The organism is Paenibacillus terrigena DSM 21567, assembly GCF_000374845.1.
Taxonomy (GTDB): domain Bacteria; phylum Bacillota; class Bacilli; order Paenibacillales; family Paenibacillaceae; genus Paenibacillus_K; species Paenibacillus_K terrigena.
The window spans coordinates 1-17,212 of sequence record NZ_KB895426.1 but is presented as its reverse complement, the minus strand read 5'-3'; the positions used below and the strand labels follow the sequence as shown (position 1 = coordinate 17,212).

Sequence of the window (17,212 nt, the reverse complement as noted above, 5' to 3'; positions counted from 1 at the left end):
TGTAGAAAATGATGAAAAAACGTTGGTTCCAAGTAGGATGGCCGCCTGTGGCCGTCCTCTTCTCTTTTCTTGTGATCTGGCAGCTCGCGGTGACTTGGGGACATATTGAAGAATTCCTACTCCCGAGTCCGCTAAGAATCTTGGAAGTATTCACCCAAGCGGATGTGCGCGCACGGCTATGGATGCATGCGGCATCGACCATACGCATCACCCTGCTCGGATTGGGCAGCGGCATTGGGCTTGGGATCGTTCTGGCTGTGCTGCTGCATGTCATTCCGTTTCTCAGATCAGGGATTTACCCCCTGCTTATTTTGACGCAAAATGTTCCGATCGTCGCAACCGGCCCGCTGCTCATCATCTGGCTGGGCTATGGGATTGCGCCGAAGGTCGTTCTCATTATGCTTGTTTGCTTCTTCCCTGTCGTGGTCTCGACCTTAACCGGACTCTCACAGCCGGATCCGCAATACTTGAATTATATGCAAATGATCGGCGCGACGAAACGGCAATTGCTATGGAAGCTAGAACTGCCAAATGCGCTCCCTTATCTCTTCTCAGGAATGAAGCTCGCAGCTTCGTATAGTGTCATTACCGCTGTCGCGGCGGAATGGCTCGGGTCCAAGGAAGGGCTCGGCACGTATATCAAATTATCGGCGAATGGCTTCATGACGGCGCAAGTATTCGCAACGATCGTCGTCATCGTTGCCGTGAGCTTAGGATTATTCGGCATTTTCGCATTGCTCGCGAAGTGGGCGGTTCGCTGGAATATCAAGAATGGAGGTCGGTGATGGTGATCAACACGACAGCATTGGATAGAACGCAAGAAATCCCTAAGCTTGAAGTGTCTCAAATCAATAAATCGTTCGAGCGAGATCGGCAGCGGCATACCGTGTTGAAGAACTTGTCCCTCGCCGTGCATCCGGGCGAATTCGTCTCGATTATTGGCCCTTCTGGCAGCGGCAAGAGCACCCTGCTCCAGCTCATTGGCGGACTGCTTGAGCCGGACAGCGGCGAGATTCGGATGGACGGCAGCAATGTTACCGGCAGCAAAGGCCTCATCAGCTATATGCCGCAGCAGCCTGCGCTGTTCCCATGGTACACGCTGGAACAGAATGTGCTCATGGCGCTCGATATCGCAGAATCGAACGCCAAGAAGCGCGGCAGCGGTATGGGGGGCACCCCTACTACCGCTTCGCGTGAAGAGCGGCGCGAGCTCGCCCGGACGTGGCTCGCGCGCGCAGGGCTTGGAGGATACGAGGACCAGTATCCTCAGGTGCTCTCCGGCGGCATGCAGCAGCGCGCCTCCTTCGTGCGCGCCATGCTGAGCCCGCAGGAGCTGATCTGCCTCGATGAGCCGTTCGGCGCACTCGACGCGCTCACCCGCCTGCAGATGCAGCAATGGCTGCTCAGCATCTGGGAGGAGCATCGCCGCTCCGTGCTGCTCGTCACGCACAGCATTGAAGAAGCGATCTTCTTATCCGATCGCATCTATGTATTGTCCGCTGCGCCGGCGCAGACGATCGCGGAGTTCCAAGTGCCCTTCGAACGCCCGCGAGACGAAGCGATCATCAATTGCGAACCCTTCATCCGCATGAAGCGGGATATCTATCAATTATTGCAGACGGGAAGTGGTCAGCATGCACGATAATTCGATTCGAGCGATCGATGCGCATATTCATCTCGATCAATATACACCGGAGGATCAACAGAAGCTGTTGTCCGAAGCGGCTGCAGCAGATGTGGTGCAAGTTGTGGCTGTATCCATGCGGTATGACTCCTGCCAGGCAACGCATGCACTAGCGAAGGCATACCCGGATCAAGTCATTCCAGCTTATGGGTTCCACCCCGAGCAGCCGCTCCCTTCGGCAGAAGATGAGGCGCTGCTCTTCCAATGGATTCGGGCGCATACGGATGAGCGATTCGCCATTGGTGAAGTCGGCCTGCCTTACTACAACCGTCAAGAAGCGGAAGCAACGGGACAACCATTTGCGCTGGAAGGTTATATCGAACTTCTTGATCGATTCGTGGAATTGGCGCGCGAACTAGATCGTCCGATCGTGCTGCATGCCGTCTATGAAGATGCGGACATCGCCTGCGATCTACTAGAGAAGCATCGCGTGACACGTGCGCATTTCCATTGGTTCAAGGGAACGCCGCATACGGTTGAGCGAATGATTCGAAATGGTTACTTCATCTCAATTACACCGGATGTGCTCTACGAATCCGAAATTCAAGATTTAGTGCGCACCTATCCCATCGAACAATTGATGGTTGAGACCGATGGTCCTTGGCCGTTCGAAGGTCCCTTCGAGGGGCAGCAGACACACCCGAAGATGGTGCTTGATGTAATCCGGGCGATTGCGGACTTGAAGTCGATATCTACCGCAGAAGCCGCATCGATTTTGTATAATAACACCGTGACGTTGTATACTTAGAGGATTACATACCGAGGTGATCCTACATGAGCATAAACCCTAAACAAATTGCAGCAGAAAAAGCTGTCGAGTCCATTGAGGACGGCATGATTGTTGGTCTAGGTACTGGCTCCACAGCGTACTGGGCCATTCAGAAAATCGGCGAGCGTGTGCGCGATGGACTGAACATTCAAGCTGTCGCCAGCTCAACGATTTCCGAAGATTTAGCGAACGAGCTGGGCATCCCTGTTATCCCTTTTGCCGATGTGGAGACGATCGACCTTACTATTGATGGGGCCGATGAGGTGGATGCGAACCTGCAGCTGACCAAAGGCGGCGGCGGCGCGCTGCTCCGTGAGAAGCTGCTCGCCGCGAACAGCCGACGCTTCATCGTCATCGTGGATGAGTCCAAGGTTGTCGACACGCTCGGCGTCTTCCCGCTTCCTGTCGAGATCGTCCCCTTCGCGCATGAATTAACCGTTCGCAAGCTGCAATCCCTAGGCTGCGAGCTTACGATCCGCCAGAAGGACGGAGTGAATTTCATCACGGACAACGGTAACCTCATTGCAGATTGCCGATTCGGTTCCATCACGGATCCTGTAACACTCCACACGCAATTAAATCTCATTCCAGGTGTCGTCGAGAACGGATTGTTCGTCGGCTTGACGAGCCAGTTGATCGTGGGACATTCGGATGGCCGTCTAACCATTCGCTAGAAAACAAATAAGAAGGGCGTCTTTGATTACCAAAGGCGCCCTTCTTATGTCTTCAGGCATGCAGGAAATCAATCCCCTTGATTGGGCATTTGATCCGTTGACCGAGGCTATCGTGGAAATTAGCAGCATAAAGCCCCATCGCTGTTTCGATATCTATGGTGGATTTTCGCAGCAACTTTAGGACGGATGAGTGGCTTGAAGTTCAATTTGGCCTACTATCCTGCATGAATCCAACATAGAGCCAAAATGAGGGCGAAAGGAGAATTATCCCTGCAATAATCCAACATAGCTTCAGTGGCGTAGAGAAATAGAAAAAAACATGGCACCACGCATAGGTGATACCATGTTACACCAACCAATTTGAGATGCTGATTCATCTGACTCTCAGGGATCTCCATCGGATAAGAGCCAGTGAGACGCCTCGTCGTTACCAGTACCCTTTAATCCCTTTCTCCATCCGCACGAGCGCCTCGAGATAATAATAGTCGCCCCAGATCATATAATCATCCGGGCCGCGATTGCCCCGAACATGATAAGAACCATGCTGAATTAATCCTTCCGCTTCAGGCAGATCCTTGGTTGAATAATTCGCCACAAGCGATCGCATCATGTTATCGAGCGCCGTCTGGAACAATTCACGGTCTGGATCATTCGGCTCCATCCATTCGAGCAGCTCCAGAATGCCGCACGCCGTTATCGACGATGCTGAGCTGTCACGCGGGGTACCTGCTTCCACCTGTACATCGAAATCCCAATACGCCACATGATCTTCTGGCAGATGCGCGATGAAGTATTTTGCCAGTCGTTTAGAAGCATCGAGATACACCGGATCTTTCGTATACCGATAGCTGAGTGCGAACCCGTACACGCCCCATGATTGCCCGCGCGTCCATGTCGATCCGTCCTGATACCCTTGATGCGTACCGCCGCGAAGCGCATTACCGTTCTCTTGGTCGAAATAGAACGTATGATACGACGAGCCATCCCCCCGCACGAGGAATCGCAGACTCTTATTCGCATGCTTCACAGCAATCTCGTAATAGCGACGATCCTCCGTCTGTTCATACGCCCAATAGAGCAGCGGTAGGTTCAGCAAGCAATCAATAATAATACGTCCACCGTTCTCCGGATCGCCTTCGAGTCCCCAAGCTTGAATTGCACCGAAATTCGGACGATAACGCGCTAGCAGCTTATCCGCCGCTTGCAGTGCTAGCTCCTTCGCCTGTGGGTTCCCGGTAATCTGCCACTCTGCCACGGCTGACAACGAATACAAGAATCCGATATCATGATGATCCAGCCCATGATGACGAACGAGTCGATCCTCGAAATTGCTTAACAAATCCGATGCCGATTTCTTGAAAACCGCATCCCCGCTATATTCATAAGCAAGCCACATCAGGCCTGTATAGAATCCTTCGATCCAATCGCCATTTCCGCCCCAATCGTACCGCTGATTCTCTGTAATATGGGGAAATAATCCCGGATGCTGCTCAATATTTTGCCGAATTGTCTTCATCGCTGCTTCAATCGCCGTTTGCCACATTTTCTCATCACCCCGTCGCGTTGGTATGTACCTTTTATTTGATAACAATGACTTCTTCTTGCCCCTGTTTCCGTCTGAGCAACACCACTTCGCCGAACACTTGCGTCCCTTCAACCACGTACGAATCGATATGATAGCCCGGCACCTTATGGCAGATTAGGAGAATATGCTCCTCGCCCGCGAACACCGAATGTTCTCCAAACGTCAGTCGAACCGCTTCGGCTTCTCGCTCTGCGACAATATGACCTAAATAGTTGTAGACTTTGACCGCTTCAACCTCAGGCGCATCTAGTGAGCCAGCCGGCTGCGGGAACAGGACGTGAATCATCGAAGTGAACCCTGTCGCGCGGCTCTGATACGTAACGGCTAGATTGTCCTCGACGACGTTGTATTCTCTTGAAATTATACTATCCCGCACACTGCCTGTGAGACGCCCCGGATGAACGGGAATAATGCGAAGATTCGCCTCATCAGGCGATACCGTGCAGCAGACCTTATTCGAATCATCAAAGACCACTTCGCCCGGCATGAAATGAAAATGCTGTTCGAACGTATGCTCTTCCTTGCAATCGAAGCTATCTGCGAGCACCCAGTACCCCGGCTTCACGAACACAATTCGGCGCAATGGGTAGACTGGGTCTGCCAGATAGCGATAGCCTGTATGACTGCCTTCCACATAATCGAATGTCGGCTCCGTGATCCATTGTACGCCCACAGGCTCCGCGATTCGTCCATACGACCAGGAACTGTGGTATTCCGAGAAATCAATGCCGTCCACCGTCGTCGTGTTATGCGAATCGCATTGCTTCAATATTCGCCGCAACATCGTATGATCCCCGTAATTATAACGCCCTGCATCGGTCAATAGATCTCTGCCGTAGGCGTGAATATCAAAATGGAGCATATCCGCATGGCCGTGACCGCCGCCCATAAATCCGCAGTGGAAATAACCATAGGCATCCTGCTCGTCCCAACCCGAACGCATCACGTAGTTCCCGGTATTTCGGAAAGCAACCGAGGTCACATCAGGAGCAGCCGTTCCTAATTGATCATATTTCAGAACGCCCTCCCAGCCGAAAGTCCATGCATTCTCGAAATCAAGCCGCGCGAACCCGCCATATTTTAACGTCTCGTCTTCAAAATACAACGCCCCTGCCGAGATAAAATCCCGTAGATCATTATCGTCGCTATCCCCTTGGAGCGGCTGATGATGATTCGGCTTCGCGATATAGAGATCCGCATAAGCCATCTTCCTTACTGTCGCTTCGATCTCCGAATCCGGCGTCAAACCGTTATTCCGAGAGAGCAGGCAGTAATCAAGGTAACAATGCAGCACTTCATTATGATACATCGGCGATTGTTCCCAATGCAGACCATCCTTCAGCACTTGCAGCCTCGTAGTCTCCTTCAGACGTTTCTCGCTGATCTCCTGCCAGAACCCAGCTGATTTCCACTCCCTCATAAAAAGCGACACTTCGAACAACCCGTGGTTCTCGAGCACACTCCAATTACTAATCCGTTTCGCCCCTTCGCAAGGCGTGGCTACGATGTACTCCGCATGTTCGTACAGAGAAGTTAACATCTTGGCGAGCAATGCTGGTGTAAAATGCGGACTCCGCTTCACATAAGCGAACGCCTTGGTCCAATTCTCGCAGCGCAGGCCGGCCTCTATCGACCGCCAAGTGAGACCCGGCGGCGCTCCCTTCACAGGGACGGGGTTACGATCAATCCAATCCTCTAATTGCTGGCAGAACGTCTTCGCATAGGTCTCATCCCCCGTCAAGACATACGCTTGGCCAAGTGCAATCCAATACCGATGCCGGTTCAGCATATAGGTCCATTCCGGATCCTCCGCCGGGATATGATTCCAATCGATCGCCCCATCGAAGGTAACCGGGATGTTCGTCCGCTCCATATCCCACGGGAATTGAAAGACGAACGTATTCGCAGCCACCTCGTCGGCTGTCTTCTTAATAAGCTGCAGCTCGTGTGGACACTGCTCTAGCACGTATTGCTTCAGCTGGTCCAGATCGGATTCTTCCCAATACAGCTTCGGCTCGATGCGGTCGAGATATTGGCGATGCAGTGCCGCATAGGCGGCTGCTTCGTCTCCCGCTGCCAAGGATGCTCGAACCATCTCAAGCCCTTCGACTTCCACTTGCATTCGATTCAGATGAACCGTTTCCCCTGCACTCATCTTGTCGCCTCTTTCCTGAACTGTTCGGCGCTATAGGCCGCTGCTCATTTTAGATTTGTACTCCCCTGGTGTCATCTCAATATATTTCTTGAACACTTTGGTAAAATAAGTTCGGTCCGAATACCCCAGCTTGAGCGAGATCATTTCGATCGTCTCATTCGGATATTCCAGCATTCGCATGGCTGCTTTCATCTTAAAACGATGGACATAATCCGTGAAATTCTCATCGGTCAGACGTTTGAAATATCTGGAGAAATAGCTCGGATTCAAATATAAATACTGTGCTACATCCACGGAGGTCACGTTCTCGGATAGATGGGCCAGCAAATATTGATCAATCTCTTGCAGCTTCATATCTTTGGCTTTGGAGCTGGTCTGTGCTCTCGTATTCCCGAGCAGCGTATACAGCTTCATAGCCATTAGCATCTTCGTATCCTCGACATGCATGGTGGCATCCAGACAGACATAATAGCGTTCATCAATGGTCGACTTCGACGATTGCATCTCGATCAATCGCATGGTGCGAGAGCAATCTTGAATCAATTCAATCGGATCAAGCTGCTCTGCTCTTGCCTTCAAGAACAGCTTATCCATGGAGGCAATCGTCTGCTCCGTCTGCTGTGCTTGAACCGTGTGGATCAATTCATTCCGCTCTTGCTGCAGCAGAATCTTCGAATCGCCGTACTTCGGCTTCAGCTTCGCGGCTTCCCGCGTCATGATTGGCTCATCCGCATAATACGCATAATACTTCTCTTTCTGCATCTGACGAAGCGTCCCGCCTAGTTGCTCGATCTCCAGCTTGTTCGTGAACAGCACAAAGCGCAGCTTTACCTTCAAATATTGCTCGCAATTCTCCTCCAGCATCTGCAAATAGCGATGTAGGTATTGCTGTGCATTAAACGCCAGACTTTGCCGATAATTGAGGACAATCGCCCATTCGCCTTGATCAGCAAAAACCGTGATGCCATCATAGGTCCTGGATAACTCCTGCGCGATATTATAGATCCCGTAGCGAAGCGTCGAGATGTCATGATACGAATATTTCTGCAATGTCCCCGCCAAGGAAACCGTACCTGATGCGATCATGAACATCGGATATTCCCAGCGAATCTCTAGTTGCTTCGCATATTGCAGGAGCAAATGTGCTGGGTTCCCTGCAAGCAGCCGCTGATAGAACGATTGCTTGAACAAGTCAATATTGCGTTCGAACTGCTCCCGATAGGAGATTTGCTCCGACATCGTAACGGTTGACTGGATGGATTGAATCGAATTCATGAGGCTCTTCTCGAGCTGCATCGCCGTGAGCTCATCTTTGATCAAATAGTCGTCCGCATTCATCGCAAGCGCCTTCTTCGCATAATGGAAGTCTTCATGGCAAGTCAGGAAAATAATGCGGACACTTGGCTTGATTTTCTTAAATTCGGCGCTTAATTGTAGACCGTCCATTTGAGGCATACCGATATCCGTTATGACGATATCCGGCAGCAGTTCCTTGAACATCTGCAGCGCCTTCACACTCGAGTAAGCGCTTCCGATTATGGAGAGCGACAGCTGCTCCCAATCCATCATCTGCTGAAGAACCTTTAACATCGGTACATCATCGTCAATGAGCATGATTTTGAACATATAGCCATTCCCCCCGAACGATTTATGATGGATCTATCGTGCTTATAGGCAATTGCATAATGACAATGACCCCGCTAGGTGTGTTCGGGATCAATCGGATCGAAGCATTCGGCCCATAGGTTAATCGTATACGTTCTCTTACGTTCACTAGTCCTACACCGCTGCTCGATATGGGCTGCGCCAGACTTCCTTCTTCCAGCATGTGGTGTATGGCATCAAATCGATCCTGTCCCATGCCGTTCCCATTATCCCGGATCTGGATCTCTACCATCCCGTCCTGCTGTCGTGCGTTGACTTCAATTTGTGCTTGCACATCACTGTCCCACGAACCGTGTAGAATGGCATTCTCTACAAGCGGCTGCAGCAGCAATTTGGGCATTTCAAAAGAACTGAGCGCCATTGGAATATCCACGGATATGGATAAAGGAATTTCACGTCGCATCGTCATAATATCGACATAGGCCGATAACAAATCACCTTCGCTTTGCAAGGTTGAAGGCTGATCAATCTTCATATATGCCCGGAGTAACCGCATTAATGAACTGATCTTCTGACTATGGAATGGGTCATCAATCAGCATGAGATTACATTTAATGGAATTTAGGGTATTAAGCAGAAAATGCGGACGAATCTGAGCGAATAGCGCTTGCAGCTCGAGTCTCCGCTTCTGTTCTTGTTCTTGTTCAATATCTGCGATGAGCTGCTTGATCTGCTCCAGCATCTGATTCAGCGTAAGACCGAGTAGTGCGATCTCATCTTTGCCTTCCGCCGGAAATTGTATCGCATGATTGCCTTCACCAAATTGCCGCGCAACCCGCTGCAGCTTGCGAATCGGCAGATACAGCTTCTTCGCGACGATCACCGAGACGATAAGAAACACTACCGAGAATGCGAGAATTGCCATAATCATCGTATAGAAGGTTCCAGTGATCTGTCCGACTAGCTCCTCTTTGGGCATATCGTAAACCAGCTTCCAACCGACCTTTTCAATGATGACTTCACTGCGAATTTCAGAGCTTCTCGGCTTCAGGGTATAAGGGATATCGGCCTTGCCCGCAATTAATTTCCCTTCGGTATCATACAGCGATATGCCGCCAATGCGAGCGCTTTCGAACAATTTATTGAAGTAACGTTCTGAAATTCCAATATACAAGGTTCCTAGCTGTGCTCCATCCCGAATATCGTACAGCGCACGTGCCATGTAATAATAGTTGTCCCCTACTGTACCTGTAGGCGGCGTTGCGAGACCGATCCATTGCACTTTATTAATAAGCGATTTATTGACGCGGGTCCGTAGCTGATCACTCCACTGCGCTTGTAATTCGCCCAGTCCCGTACCAAGATCTAATAGATTCGTCGATGGGATAATGAACCCGACATTATTCACATAGAACATGCGAAAGCTCGTATTGAACGACTTATTCTTGTTCGTTAAGACCTCGAATAAATCGCTGATTTCCGTGTAATTCTGATATTCTTGATAATTGCTGATTCGCTTGGTCGATCCGAAGCCTCGCATATCTTTTCTAGCATTCGAATCTTGGAGGAAAAAGTCCGTCGTGAACGTCAAGTCCTCGACCATCTTCGATATATCCTTGGCAATAATATTCGTGACTGCTTGGTTCGATAATTGAATCTTCTCCGTCATCGTCTTCTCAATCACGGTATACGTTAGATAAGATACGACGATAATCGGCAGGAGAATAAAGATAACAAAGGAAACTTGAATGCGTTGGTAGTAAGTTAGTCGGAACATCGCAGTCCCCCTTCTCGGGGATATTATGGCATATTTTTTCTATTATTTCCACGAAAAATATAATCATAGAAAGGGCAAATCATGTGGAAAAAGGGCGGCTCGATGCGCCCCTTCTCCCTTGTACTAGAGCTATACAGTACGATCTATTACTTCGTGTTATCTTTAATAATTTTATTAGCTTGCTCCATCATCGTCTTCATCGCATCTTCAGCCGTAGTGTTGTCTAGGATGAATTGACTGAAGCCGTCTTCGAGGACCTTCTTAAGCTGAGAACCGTAGGCTACGGCCACTTCGGAAGCGCCTGGCGATTTGATTTTCGGATCGAACAAGGCATTGAATAAGGATTCTTTATCGAACAGTTCTGGATGTGCTGCAATCGTACCTTCAATAATTTTCTTATCATCGGCCTTCTTCCATCCGGACAATTCCTTCTTCGCATCCGATGTATTCGTCGTTACGAAACGAATGAATTTGTAAGCTGCATCTTTATATTTCGAGTTCTCACTAATCGAGATGTACTGACCACCGATGCTTGTGAGTCCTTCTTCGGCATCCTTAGACGAACGCGGAACCGGCGCAAATGCCGTCTTGAACTTGTGTGGATATTGTTCAATGTTCGCCGTATCTGCTACCATCCATGTACCCGTTGTCAGCATCGCCGCTTTCTCATTGAAGAATTCCGTGCGGTAAGCTAGCTTCGCACCGATGACGTCTGCATAAGGCTTCACGGATTTGTCATCCTTCTCCATCGTACGGCGAAGTTCGAAGAAGTATTTCATGGACGGATCATCGAATTGCGGTGTTAGATCTTCCTTTTGGAATGGATTTTTGCGTTCATTGAACAAGATCGGATTCGCATAATCACCCCAGCCATGGAAGTACGTACCGTACACCTTGTCATTGCCTTCGCCCTTCGTCAACTTCTTCGCATATTCCCGAAAGTCATCCCATGTCCAACCCATTGTCGGAACGGGTAACCCGGCAGCGTCGAGCATGTCTTTGTTCAGCATAATGAACCACAAACCACGTTGATTCATCGCTGCATAGCTCTTGCCTTGGTATTTCGGATTGACATAATACTCTTCTTCCGGGTTTATGTTATCTTTCGCATAGAAATCATCCAGCGATGCAAGAACCCCTTGCGATGCACGAGCCATCGTCTCTTCAAGGTTCGGGAATAACATCAAGTCCACTTGATCGCCGGAAGAGATCATAATGTCGAGCTTCTTCATCGTCTCGGTCGAGTTCCCCGGTACAAGCGGGATCGATTCCACCTTAATGTTCGGGTTCTCCGCTTCGAACTGCTGAATCAAGGAAGATGTCGTAGCACCCATCGTCTCGTTATCCCAGTTATAATACTTCAATGTCACTTGCTCATCGGATTTTGCCGGTTCTGTCTGTGTCTCTGTCTTCGGTGTATCGGTTTGAGGTGCAGATTCATTCGATGCTGTACTGCCGCAACCCGTGAACATCGCTACGGCCAATAATAGACTTCCAAGTTTGAGCCAAGATCTCTTCTTCAAGGAAATACCCCCTCTATTCGAATGCATATCTCATTTATAAATCCGATTATACGCAGGATACTGCTGCATCGTTGTGTACAATTTTGCTTAATCTGTGCAGATTTTTTACTATACGCTATCCTTTTACTCCGCCTAGCGCAATGCCTTTGATGACTTGCTTCTGAAGGATAATGAACACAATCAGCAGCGGTAAAATCGCCGACAGCGACGCCATCATAATGACTGCGAAATTGTCTGCATAATCATCTTTGAACATCTGCATCCCGAGTGTAATCGGGAATAAATTCTTGTTCACGAGGAAAATGAGCGGGTTCTGGTAATCGTTCCAGGACCAGATGAATTTAATAATCCCGACCGTTGCGAGAATCGGTTTACAGAGTGGCAGCATAATTCGCCAGTAAGTCATGAAATACCCTGCACCGTCTATCTTCGCAGCTTCCAAATAATCATTATGAACCCCTAGCATGAACTGTCGCAATAGGAATGTGAAATAGATGGAGAACATCCCCATAATTATAAGCCCGGCGTGGGTGTTGAACAGATGGAACCAACGCATAAGCAGAAATCTCGGCACGAGCGTCGCTTGCTCCGGGATGATCATGAACATCATCAGCATGCCGAATGCTAAGTTCCGACCACGGAACCGCAGCTTCGTGAAAGCATACGCCGCCATCGATGAGAAAAAGATCGTCACGATCGTCATGATACTTGCCAGCTTGATCGAGTTCAGGTAGAACATATAGAATGGAACGCGGCCGGACCACACTTCCTTGAAATTCCCTTCGTAGTTCCACACCTTCGGAATCCAGCGAATCGGGAACTCCATCACATCCTTCTCCAGCTTCCCGGCCGATGAGGTCATCCACACGAGGGGGATTAAGAAAATGATTGAGAAGATTGCCAGAACAATAGTGATCGTCCATTTGGACCAGTCGATTTTACGGAGTCGCATCGTTTCCCTCCTCTACGGTGGTTAGATTTCTTTTTTATTTTGGAATTTCCATGTAATCAAGGTCACGAGACCGACAATCGCGAACAACAGCCACGATAGAGCAGATGCGTAACCCATTTTGTAATTTCGGAAGCCTTCCTCGAAAATACGGTATACGAGCACCGTGGAAGAGTCGTTGGGTCCACCTGCCGTCAAGAACGCGACCAAGTCGAACACTTTGAAGGAACCGATCAACAAGGTAATGAATAGGAACGAAGTCGTCGGTGTCAGAAGCGGCATCGTAATCTTGAAGAACTGCTGCGTCGATGAAGCGCCATCGATACTCGCCGCCTCGTACACATCATCCGGAATGTTCGTAAGTCCTGCCAAGTAGATAATGATCTGGTACCCAATGCCCGCCCAAATCGCAATAATGATGATCGACGGGAGCGAATACGTGGTGTCTGCCAGCCATTTCGGTGGATCGCTAATTCCTAGACGCATCAAGAACTGATTGATCGGCCCTTGTGATGGATGATAGAGTGCGCTCCAGACTGCCCCAACGGCAATAATGGAAGAAATATAGGGAATGAAGAAAGCGACTTTGAAGTAGCTCTGAAAAAATACGCGCGTATGAATTACAACGGCCAGCAGAAGCGATAATGCCATCCCGATCGGAACGGTAAATACGGTGTATATCAAGTTGTTCTTCAGCGACAGGAGGACCTTCTTGTCCTCAAACATGGCGACGAAATTATCGAGTCCAATGAATTTGATCGATGCCAGTCCCCCGACAAGATTCCAATCACAGAAGCTTAAGTAGAGCGAGAAACCAACCGGGAACACGTATAGAAACAACATGCCGAGGAACTCCGGTGCGAGAAACAACCAGCCCGCCAGCGCTTCTTTGCGTTCATTATTCCAGAATGATCGCTCGCCAGCCCGCGTCAGACGTGCTGCCCCTTTACTACTCTCATTCATTTCTTCACCTCATTTAGAATTCAATTATCCGATACTCCTACTGTAGTGAAATCTGGCCTGCGCCGTAGTAGATGATTCTGACAAGGTTGTGCAATATTTTGACTTTTTGGGGTGGTGGGCAAATTCGGGTAAAAAGAAACACATTCAGCTATTTCGAATGTGGAACAATGACATACAGTTGTCAGTATTAGAAATTTATAATAGCTATAGGAAAGTTATCTGAAACGTCAAGTCTATTAGGAAAGGGAAGAAACTATGAAAAACGCATATGTCTATGTGCTAGATACACTAGCAGACTGGGAACTCGGCTATGTCATTGCAGAGCTGAACTCAGGCCAATATTTTAAACAACAGGGAGAGCGAATTCCGGTCAAGACCGTTGGAGCAACAAAAGATCCGGTGACTACCAAGGGCGGGATGACCATTATCCCCGATATGACGGTCGACAGTATCATGCCGGAGACCTCAGCAATTTTGTTGCTGCCCGGAGCTGATTCATGGAAAGATCCGAAGAACCTACTGGTCATCGAAAAGACCAAGCAGTTGCTGGACAGTGGTTGTCTCGTCGCTGCAATCTGCGGGGCGACCGCCGCGCTTGCAGAAGCTGGAATTCTGGATCAGCGCCCACACACGAGTAACAGCCCTGAATATTTATCCATGTTCTGTCCGAATTACAAAGGGGCCTTCTATTATAAAGAGGAGAAAATCGTGGATGACGGCCAACTCATCACGACCGGATCAGCAGGCGGACTGCATTTGGCACGTCAGGTCATGGAGCGTTTAGACGTCATGTCCAAGGAGGCGTTGAGCGCATGGTACGAATACTACCGTACAGGCGATGCCAATCACTTTTACGCGTTAATGGATGCTCTTTCTCCTCAACATTAAATCCCTGAAATTGACAAGAACTACTTATTCCCCATGAAGGAGCATGATAAATAGCAAAACAGATTAAACCGCCACTACGCTAACGGGACATGATAGCTCAATTGAAACACGAACGCAGTTGGTCAGTACGATCAGCTGTCTTTTCAAATCTAACGGTTAGATTTGTTGGATGGGAGATGTTAGTATAAATCTAGAGGTCCAAATCTATAACTCTTTATTTAAATTTTTGGCGCCGCATACGGTTACAGTATAAACAAACCCCTTGTTTACATGAGATAAGCTATCCAATATCTGAATAATGAACAGCGAATAAGAAAAACCCTCGACTTCTTACAGTCGGGGGCTGGCATGCTAACAGAGGATATGTAATCTAGTCTTTCCTAGCATCGATTCTTTTTTCTTCGTTGATTGGGACAATTACTTTGCCTTTATTGTTTTCCTTCGATCGGTCGAATTGCCCTAGTTCGGTTTCCTTTCCCAATTTATCAATCGTCCCATAGTACGTGTAATCGGACATTACGCTGTCCATGAAATAGACGGCTTCTCCTAATTTGGCTGGTTTGTTCCCTTTCTCGCGGTGCTCTATACCCGATTGAGATTCATCCCCTTGCCATTTTACTTCAGCTAGTCCATCCGCATTAATTTCTACATAATTAACTAGCCCTTTATATTGTTCGTAATAACGAAGAGTTTCTCCCTTAGGAAACGTATACTTGATTGAAAATCCTTCTCCTTGTGGTTGAAGAGCATCCTTCCCGTATATGACAGGAAGGCGAATGGCAATCTTGCGTGCCTCCGTCAAGTCTCCGCTCATCAATGTTTTGAATCGTTCTTGCTCCGTTGGGGTACGAACGACGACTTTATTGCCCACTTTGTCATAACGAACGCTCCCTCCCAAGTTTTCAGACAAGAAACGCAACGGCACAAAGGTATGACCATCCTTAAAGGTTACTTGCGCATCAAGCTTTACTTTTTTCCCGTTCATAATCGCTTCCTGCGCTCCGCTAACTAATCGAATGCTCACGTTGTTGATCTTGTTCGTTATGTTGACCGTCTTCGAATTGGCGTCATAGGAATAACTAAGCTGAGCCGGATCATCGAAGGCACGCAATGGCACAAGTGTGCGCCCCTGCAACAATAGTACGTCTTCCTGTTGCTTCCCATTCATATAAACGTTTAGTGATATTGCCGGGGCTGCAGCGAATATCGTTGTGGGCGCAACTACAAGAACTGAAAGTAGAAATGCGGAAATAAGAAACGGATAACATTTTCTCAACATAGTTCCTCCATTCGTATCTAATCTAATACATCCGTAATAAACGAATCAAATTTTGAAATGTTGCACATTACAGAAAAACAGTTATATTCTATTTTTAACCTATGGACATTTTTTGTCATAGAGAAGAATCAATTAGGATATTCATCAATACAGACAACAATGATCTATACACAAACAGATGAAGAAATGCGAAATGCTGTAATTTATATGGATATAATTAACCTTAAATCACTTATATCGTCGACACAAAGTTCCCATCTTGTTTGGAGGATTTGATACAAAAAATACCCTTTTGCTAGATTCCTTAGTAACACTATGACAAGAACTTGATATCATTCCTGATATGATCTCATCGGCAGCAGGCAAGTTAAAAAGATGCTGTTAAGCTAACGGGCAGGATAACGGAATAAGCCAATCAAGCGTAGATGTATTAGAGCCCGGTTTTATTAACTGGGGCTTGATCATTTAAGATGATATCTGAATTCGTGGTTTCAAAAAAAGCAACAAAACACTGGTGAACTTTCTAATCCTGACAGACTATTGTCTACAATGAAAGTTTATTATACAAGTAAGAGCCTAATTACCCGCAGGAGTTAAAGCATCGTATTCGTGGAACTGAAACATTTTATTAACCAGTTACCTTATTGAATTGGGGGGACAACAGTGAAACTTGAGCGACTTATGGCCATTACGATCCTTCTATTAAACCGCAAACGCGTACAGGCCCAAGAATTGGCTGATCGTCTGGAGGTTTCATTGCGTACGATTTATCGCGATTTGGAATCATTGAATCTAGCAGGAATTCCCATTATTTCGTACACGGGAGCAGAAGGCGGATTCGAAATCATGGAAAACTTTCGATTGGATCGGCAAATGCTTTCATTCAATGAACTTATTTCCCTCTCTACAGCTTTGCGAGGCCTTCAATCTACACAGGCATTTAGCAACCAAAATTTAGACGGGCTGCTCGACAAGGTTGGCGCATTGGTCTCGAAGGCAGAACAAGGTCGTATGGCTGGTGCTGATCAGGTCATCATAGACTTAAATCCGTGGAAAAGCAGCTCTTCAGAACGAAACAAGTATGACACGCTGCATAAAGCCGTAAGTGATAAAAGGCTGATCCGTTTTACATATACCAACGGACAAGGGGGAGAAACAGAACGTTGTATTGAATCTATGGGGCTGGTGCTCAAAGGCTACACGTGGTATCTTCACGGTTATTGCTTAAACCGAGATGATTACCGCATGTTCAGGCTTTCTCGGATCCGGAATCTACTCATTCTTGAGGATACGTTCCAGCGTCGAATGGTGACGCTGTCTGAGTTGAATGAAAATTGGGGTCCGCAGCGCGATTCCAAGAT

14 protein-coding genes are annotated in these 17,212 nt (G+C 48.1%); 6 read left to right on the top strand and 8 right to left on the bottom strand.

The window, feature by feature from the left end:
- Positions 1 to 8 precede the first annotated feature (8 nt).
- The 4 genes from C558_RS0126065 to rpiA are packed head-to-tail and all read left to right on the top strand — an operon-like array spanning position 9 to position 3,127.
- Entirely contained in the window at positions 9 to 785 is a 777-nt protein-coding gene (locus C558_RS0126065) for an ABC transporter permease (RefSeq protein ID WP_018759241.1), read from the top strand.
- Positions 785 to 1,645, top strand: a complete 861-nt coding sequence (locus C558_RS0126060; protein WP_018759240.1) for an ABC transporter ATP-binding protein — start codon at positions 785 to 787, stop codon at positions 1,643 to 1,645. The genes C558_RS0126065 and C558_RS0126060 overlap by 1 nt, the downstream gene beginning before the upstream one ends.
- Entirely contained in the window at positions 1,635 to 2,432 is a 798-nt protein-coding gene (locus C558_RS0126055) for a TatD family hydrolase (RefSeq protein ID WP_018759239.1), read from the top strand. Before C558_RS0126060 ends, C558_RS0126055 begins: the two co-directional genes overlap by 11 nt.
- 32 nt (positions 2,433 to 2,464) lie before the next feature.
- A complete protein-coding gene (gene rpiA, locus C558_RS0126050; protein ID WP_026264148.1) occupies positions 2,465 to 3,127 on the top strand; it encodes a ribose-5-phosphate isomerase RpiA in 663 nt (220 codons plus the stop codon).
- A 427-nt stretch (positions 3,128 to 3,554) separates the two neighbouring features.
- On the opposite strand, the gene C558_RS0126040 is transcribed toward rpiA, so the two are convergent.
- From C558_RS0126040 to C558_RS0126010, 7 genes are all read right to left on the bottom strand, one after another.
- Positions 3,555 to 4,670 (bottom strand): glycoside hydrolase family 88 protein, encoded by a 1,116-nt coding sequence (locus C558_RS0126040; protein ID WP_018759236.1) that lies wholly within the window; start codon positions 4,668 to 4,670, stop codon positions 3,555 to 3,557.
- A 34-nt stretch (positions 4,671 to 4,704) separates the two neighbouring features.
- On the bottom strand, positions 4,705 to 6,867 hold the full coding sequence (locus C558_RS31945; RefSeq protein ID WP_018759235.1) for an alginate lyase family protein: 2,163 nt from the start codon (positions 6,865 to 6,867) through the stop codon (positions 4,705 to 4,707).
- Positions 6,868 to 6,897: 30 nt separating this feature from the next.
- Entirely contained in the window at positions 6,898 to 8,493 is a 1,596-nt protein-coding gene (locus C558_RS0126030) for a response regulator transcription factor (RefSeq protein ID WP_018759234.1), read from the bottom strand.
- Positions 8,494 to 8,515: 22 nt separating this feature from the next.
- Complete coding sequence (locus tag C558_RS0126025) at positions 8,516 to 10,249, bottom strand: sensor histidine kinase (protein ID WP_018759233.1); 1,734 nt, start codon at positions 10,247 to 10,249, stop codon at positions 8,516 to 8,518.
- Between the two features lie 146 nt (positions 10,250 to 10,395).
- A complete protein-coding gene (locus C558_RS0126020; RefSeq protein WP_018759232.1) occupies positions 10,396 to 11,772 on the bottom strand; it encodes an ABC transporter substrate-binding protein in 1,377 nt (458 codons plus the stop codon).
- Positions 11,773 to 11,887: 115 nt separating this feature from the next.
- Entirely contained in the window at positions 11,888 to 12,724 is an 837-nt protein-coding gene (locus C558_RS0126015) for a carbohydrate ABC transporter permease (protein WP_018759231.1), read from the bottom strand.
- Between the two features lie 21 nt (positions 12,725 to 12,745).
- Positions 12,746 to 13,684, bottom strand: coding sequence for a carbohydrate ABC transporter permease (locus C558_RS0126010; protein WP_018759230.1), 939 nt, complete (start codon positions 13,682 to 13,684; stop codon positions 12,746 to 12,748).
- A gap of 255 nt (positions 13,685 to 13,939) precedes the next feature.
- Here C558_RS0126010 and C558_RS0126005 point away from each other — a divergent pair, with 255 nt between their 5' ends.
- On the top strand, positions 13,940 to 14,572 hold the full coding sequence (locus C558_RS0126005; protein ID WP_018759229.1) for a DJ-1/PfpI family protein: 633 nt from the start codon (positions 13,940 to 13,942) through the stop codon (positions 14,570 to 14,572).
- 370 nt (positions 14,573 to 14,942) lie between these two features.
- Here C558_RS0126005 and C558_RS0126000 read toward each other — a convergent pair whose 3' ends face one another.
- A complete protein-coding gene (locus tag C558_RS0126000) occupies positions 14,943 to 15,740 on the bottom strand; it encodes a copper amine oxidase N-terminal domain-containing protein (RefSeq protein WP_169445428.1) in 798 nt (265 codons plus the stop codon).
- 774 nt (positions 15,741 to 16,514) lie between these two features.
- Between C558_RS0126000 and C558_RS0125995 the strand changes: the two genes are divergently transcribed.
- Positions 16,515 to 17,212 (top strand): helix-turn-helix transcriptional regulator (locus C558_RS0125995; RefSeq protein ID WP_018756430.1); only part of this gene is annotated, 698 nt, incomplete at its 3' end.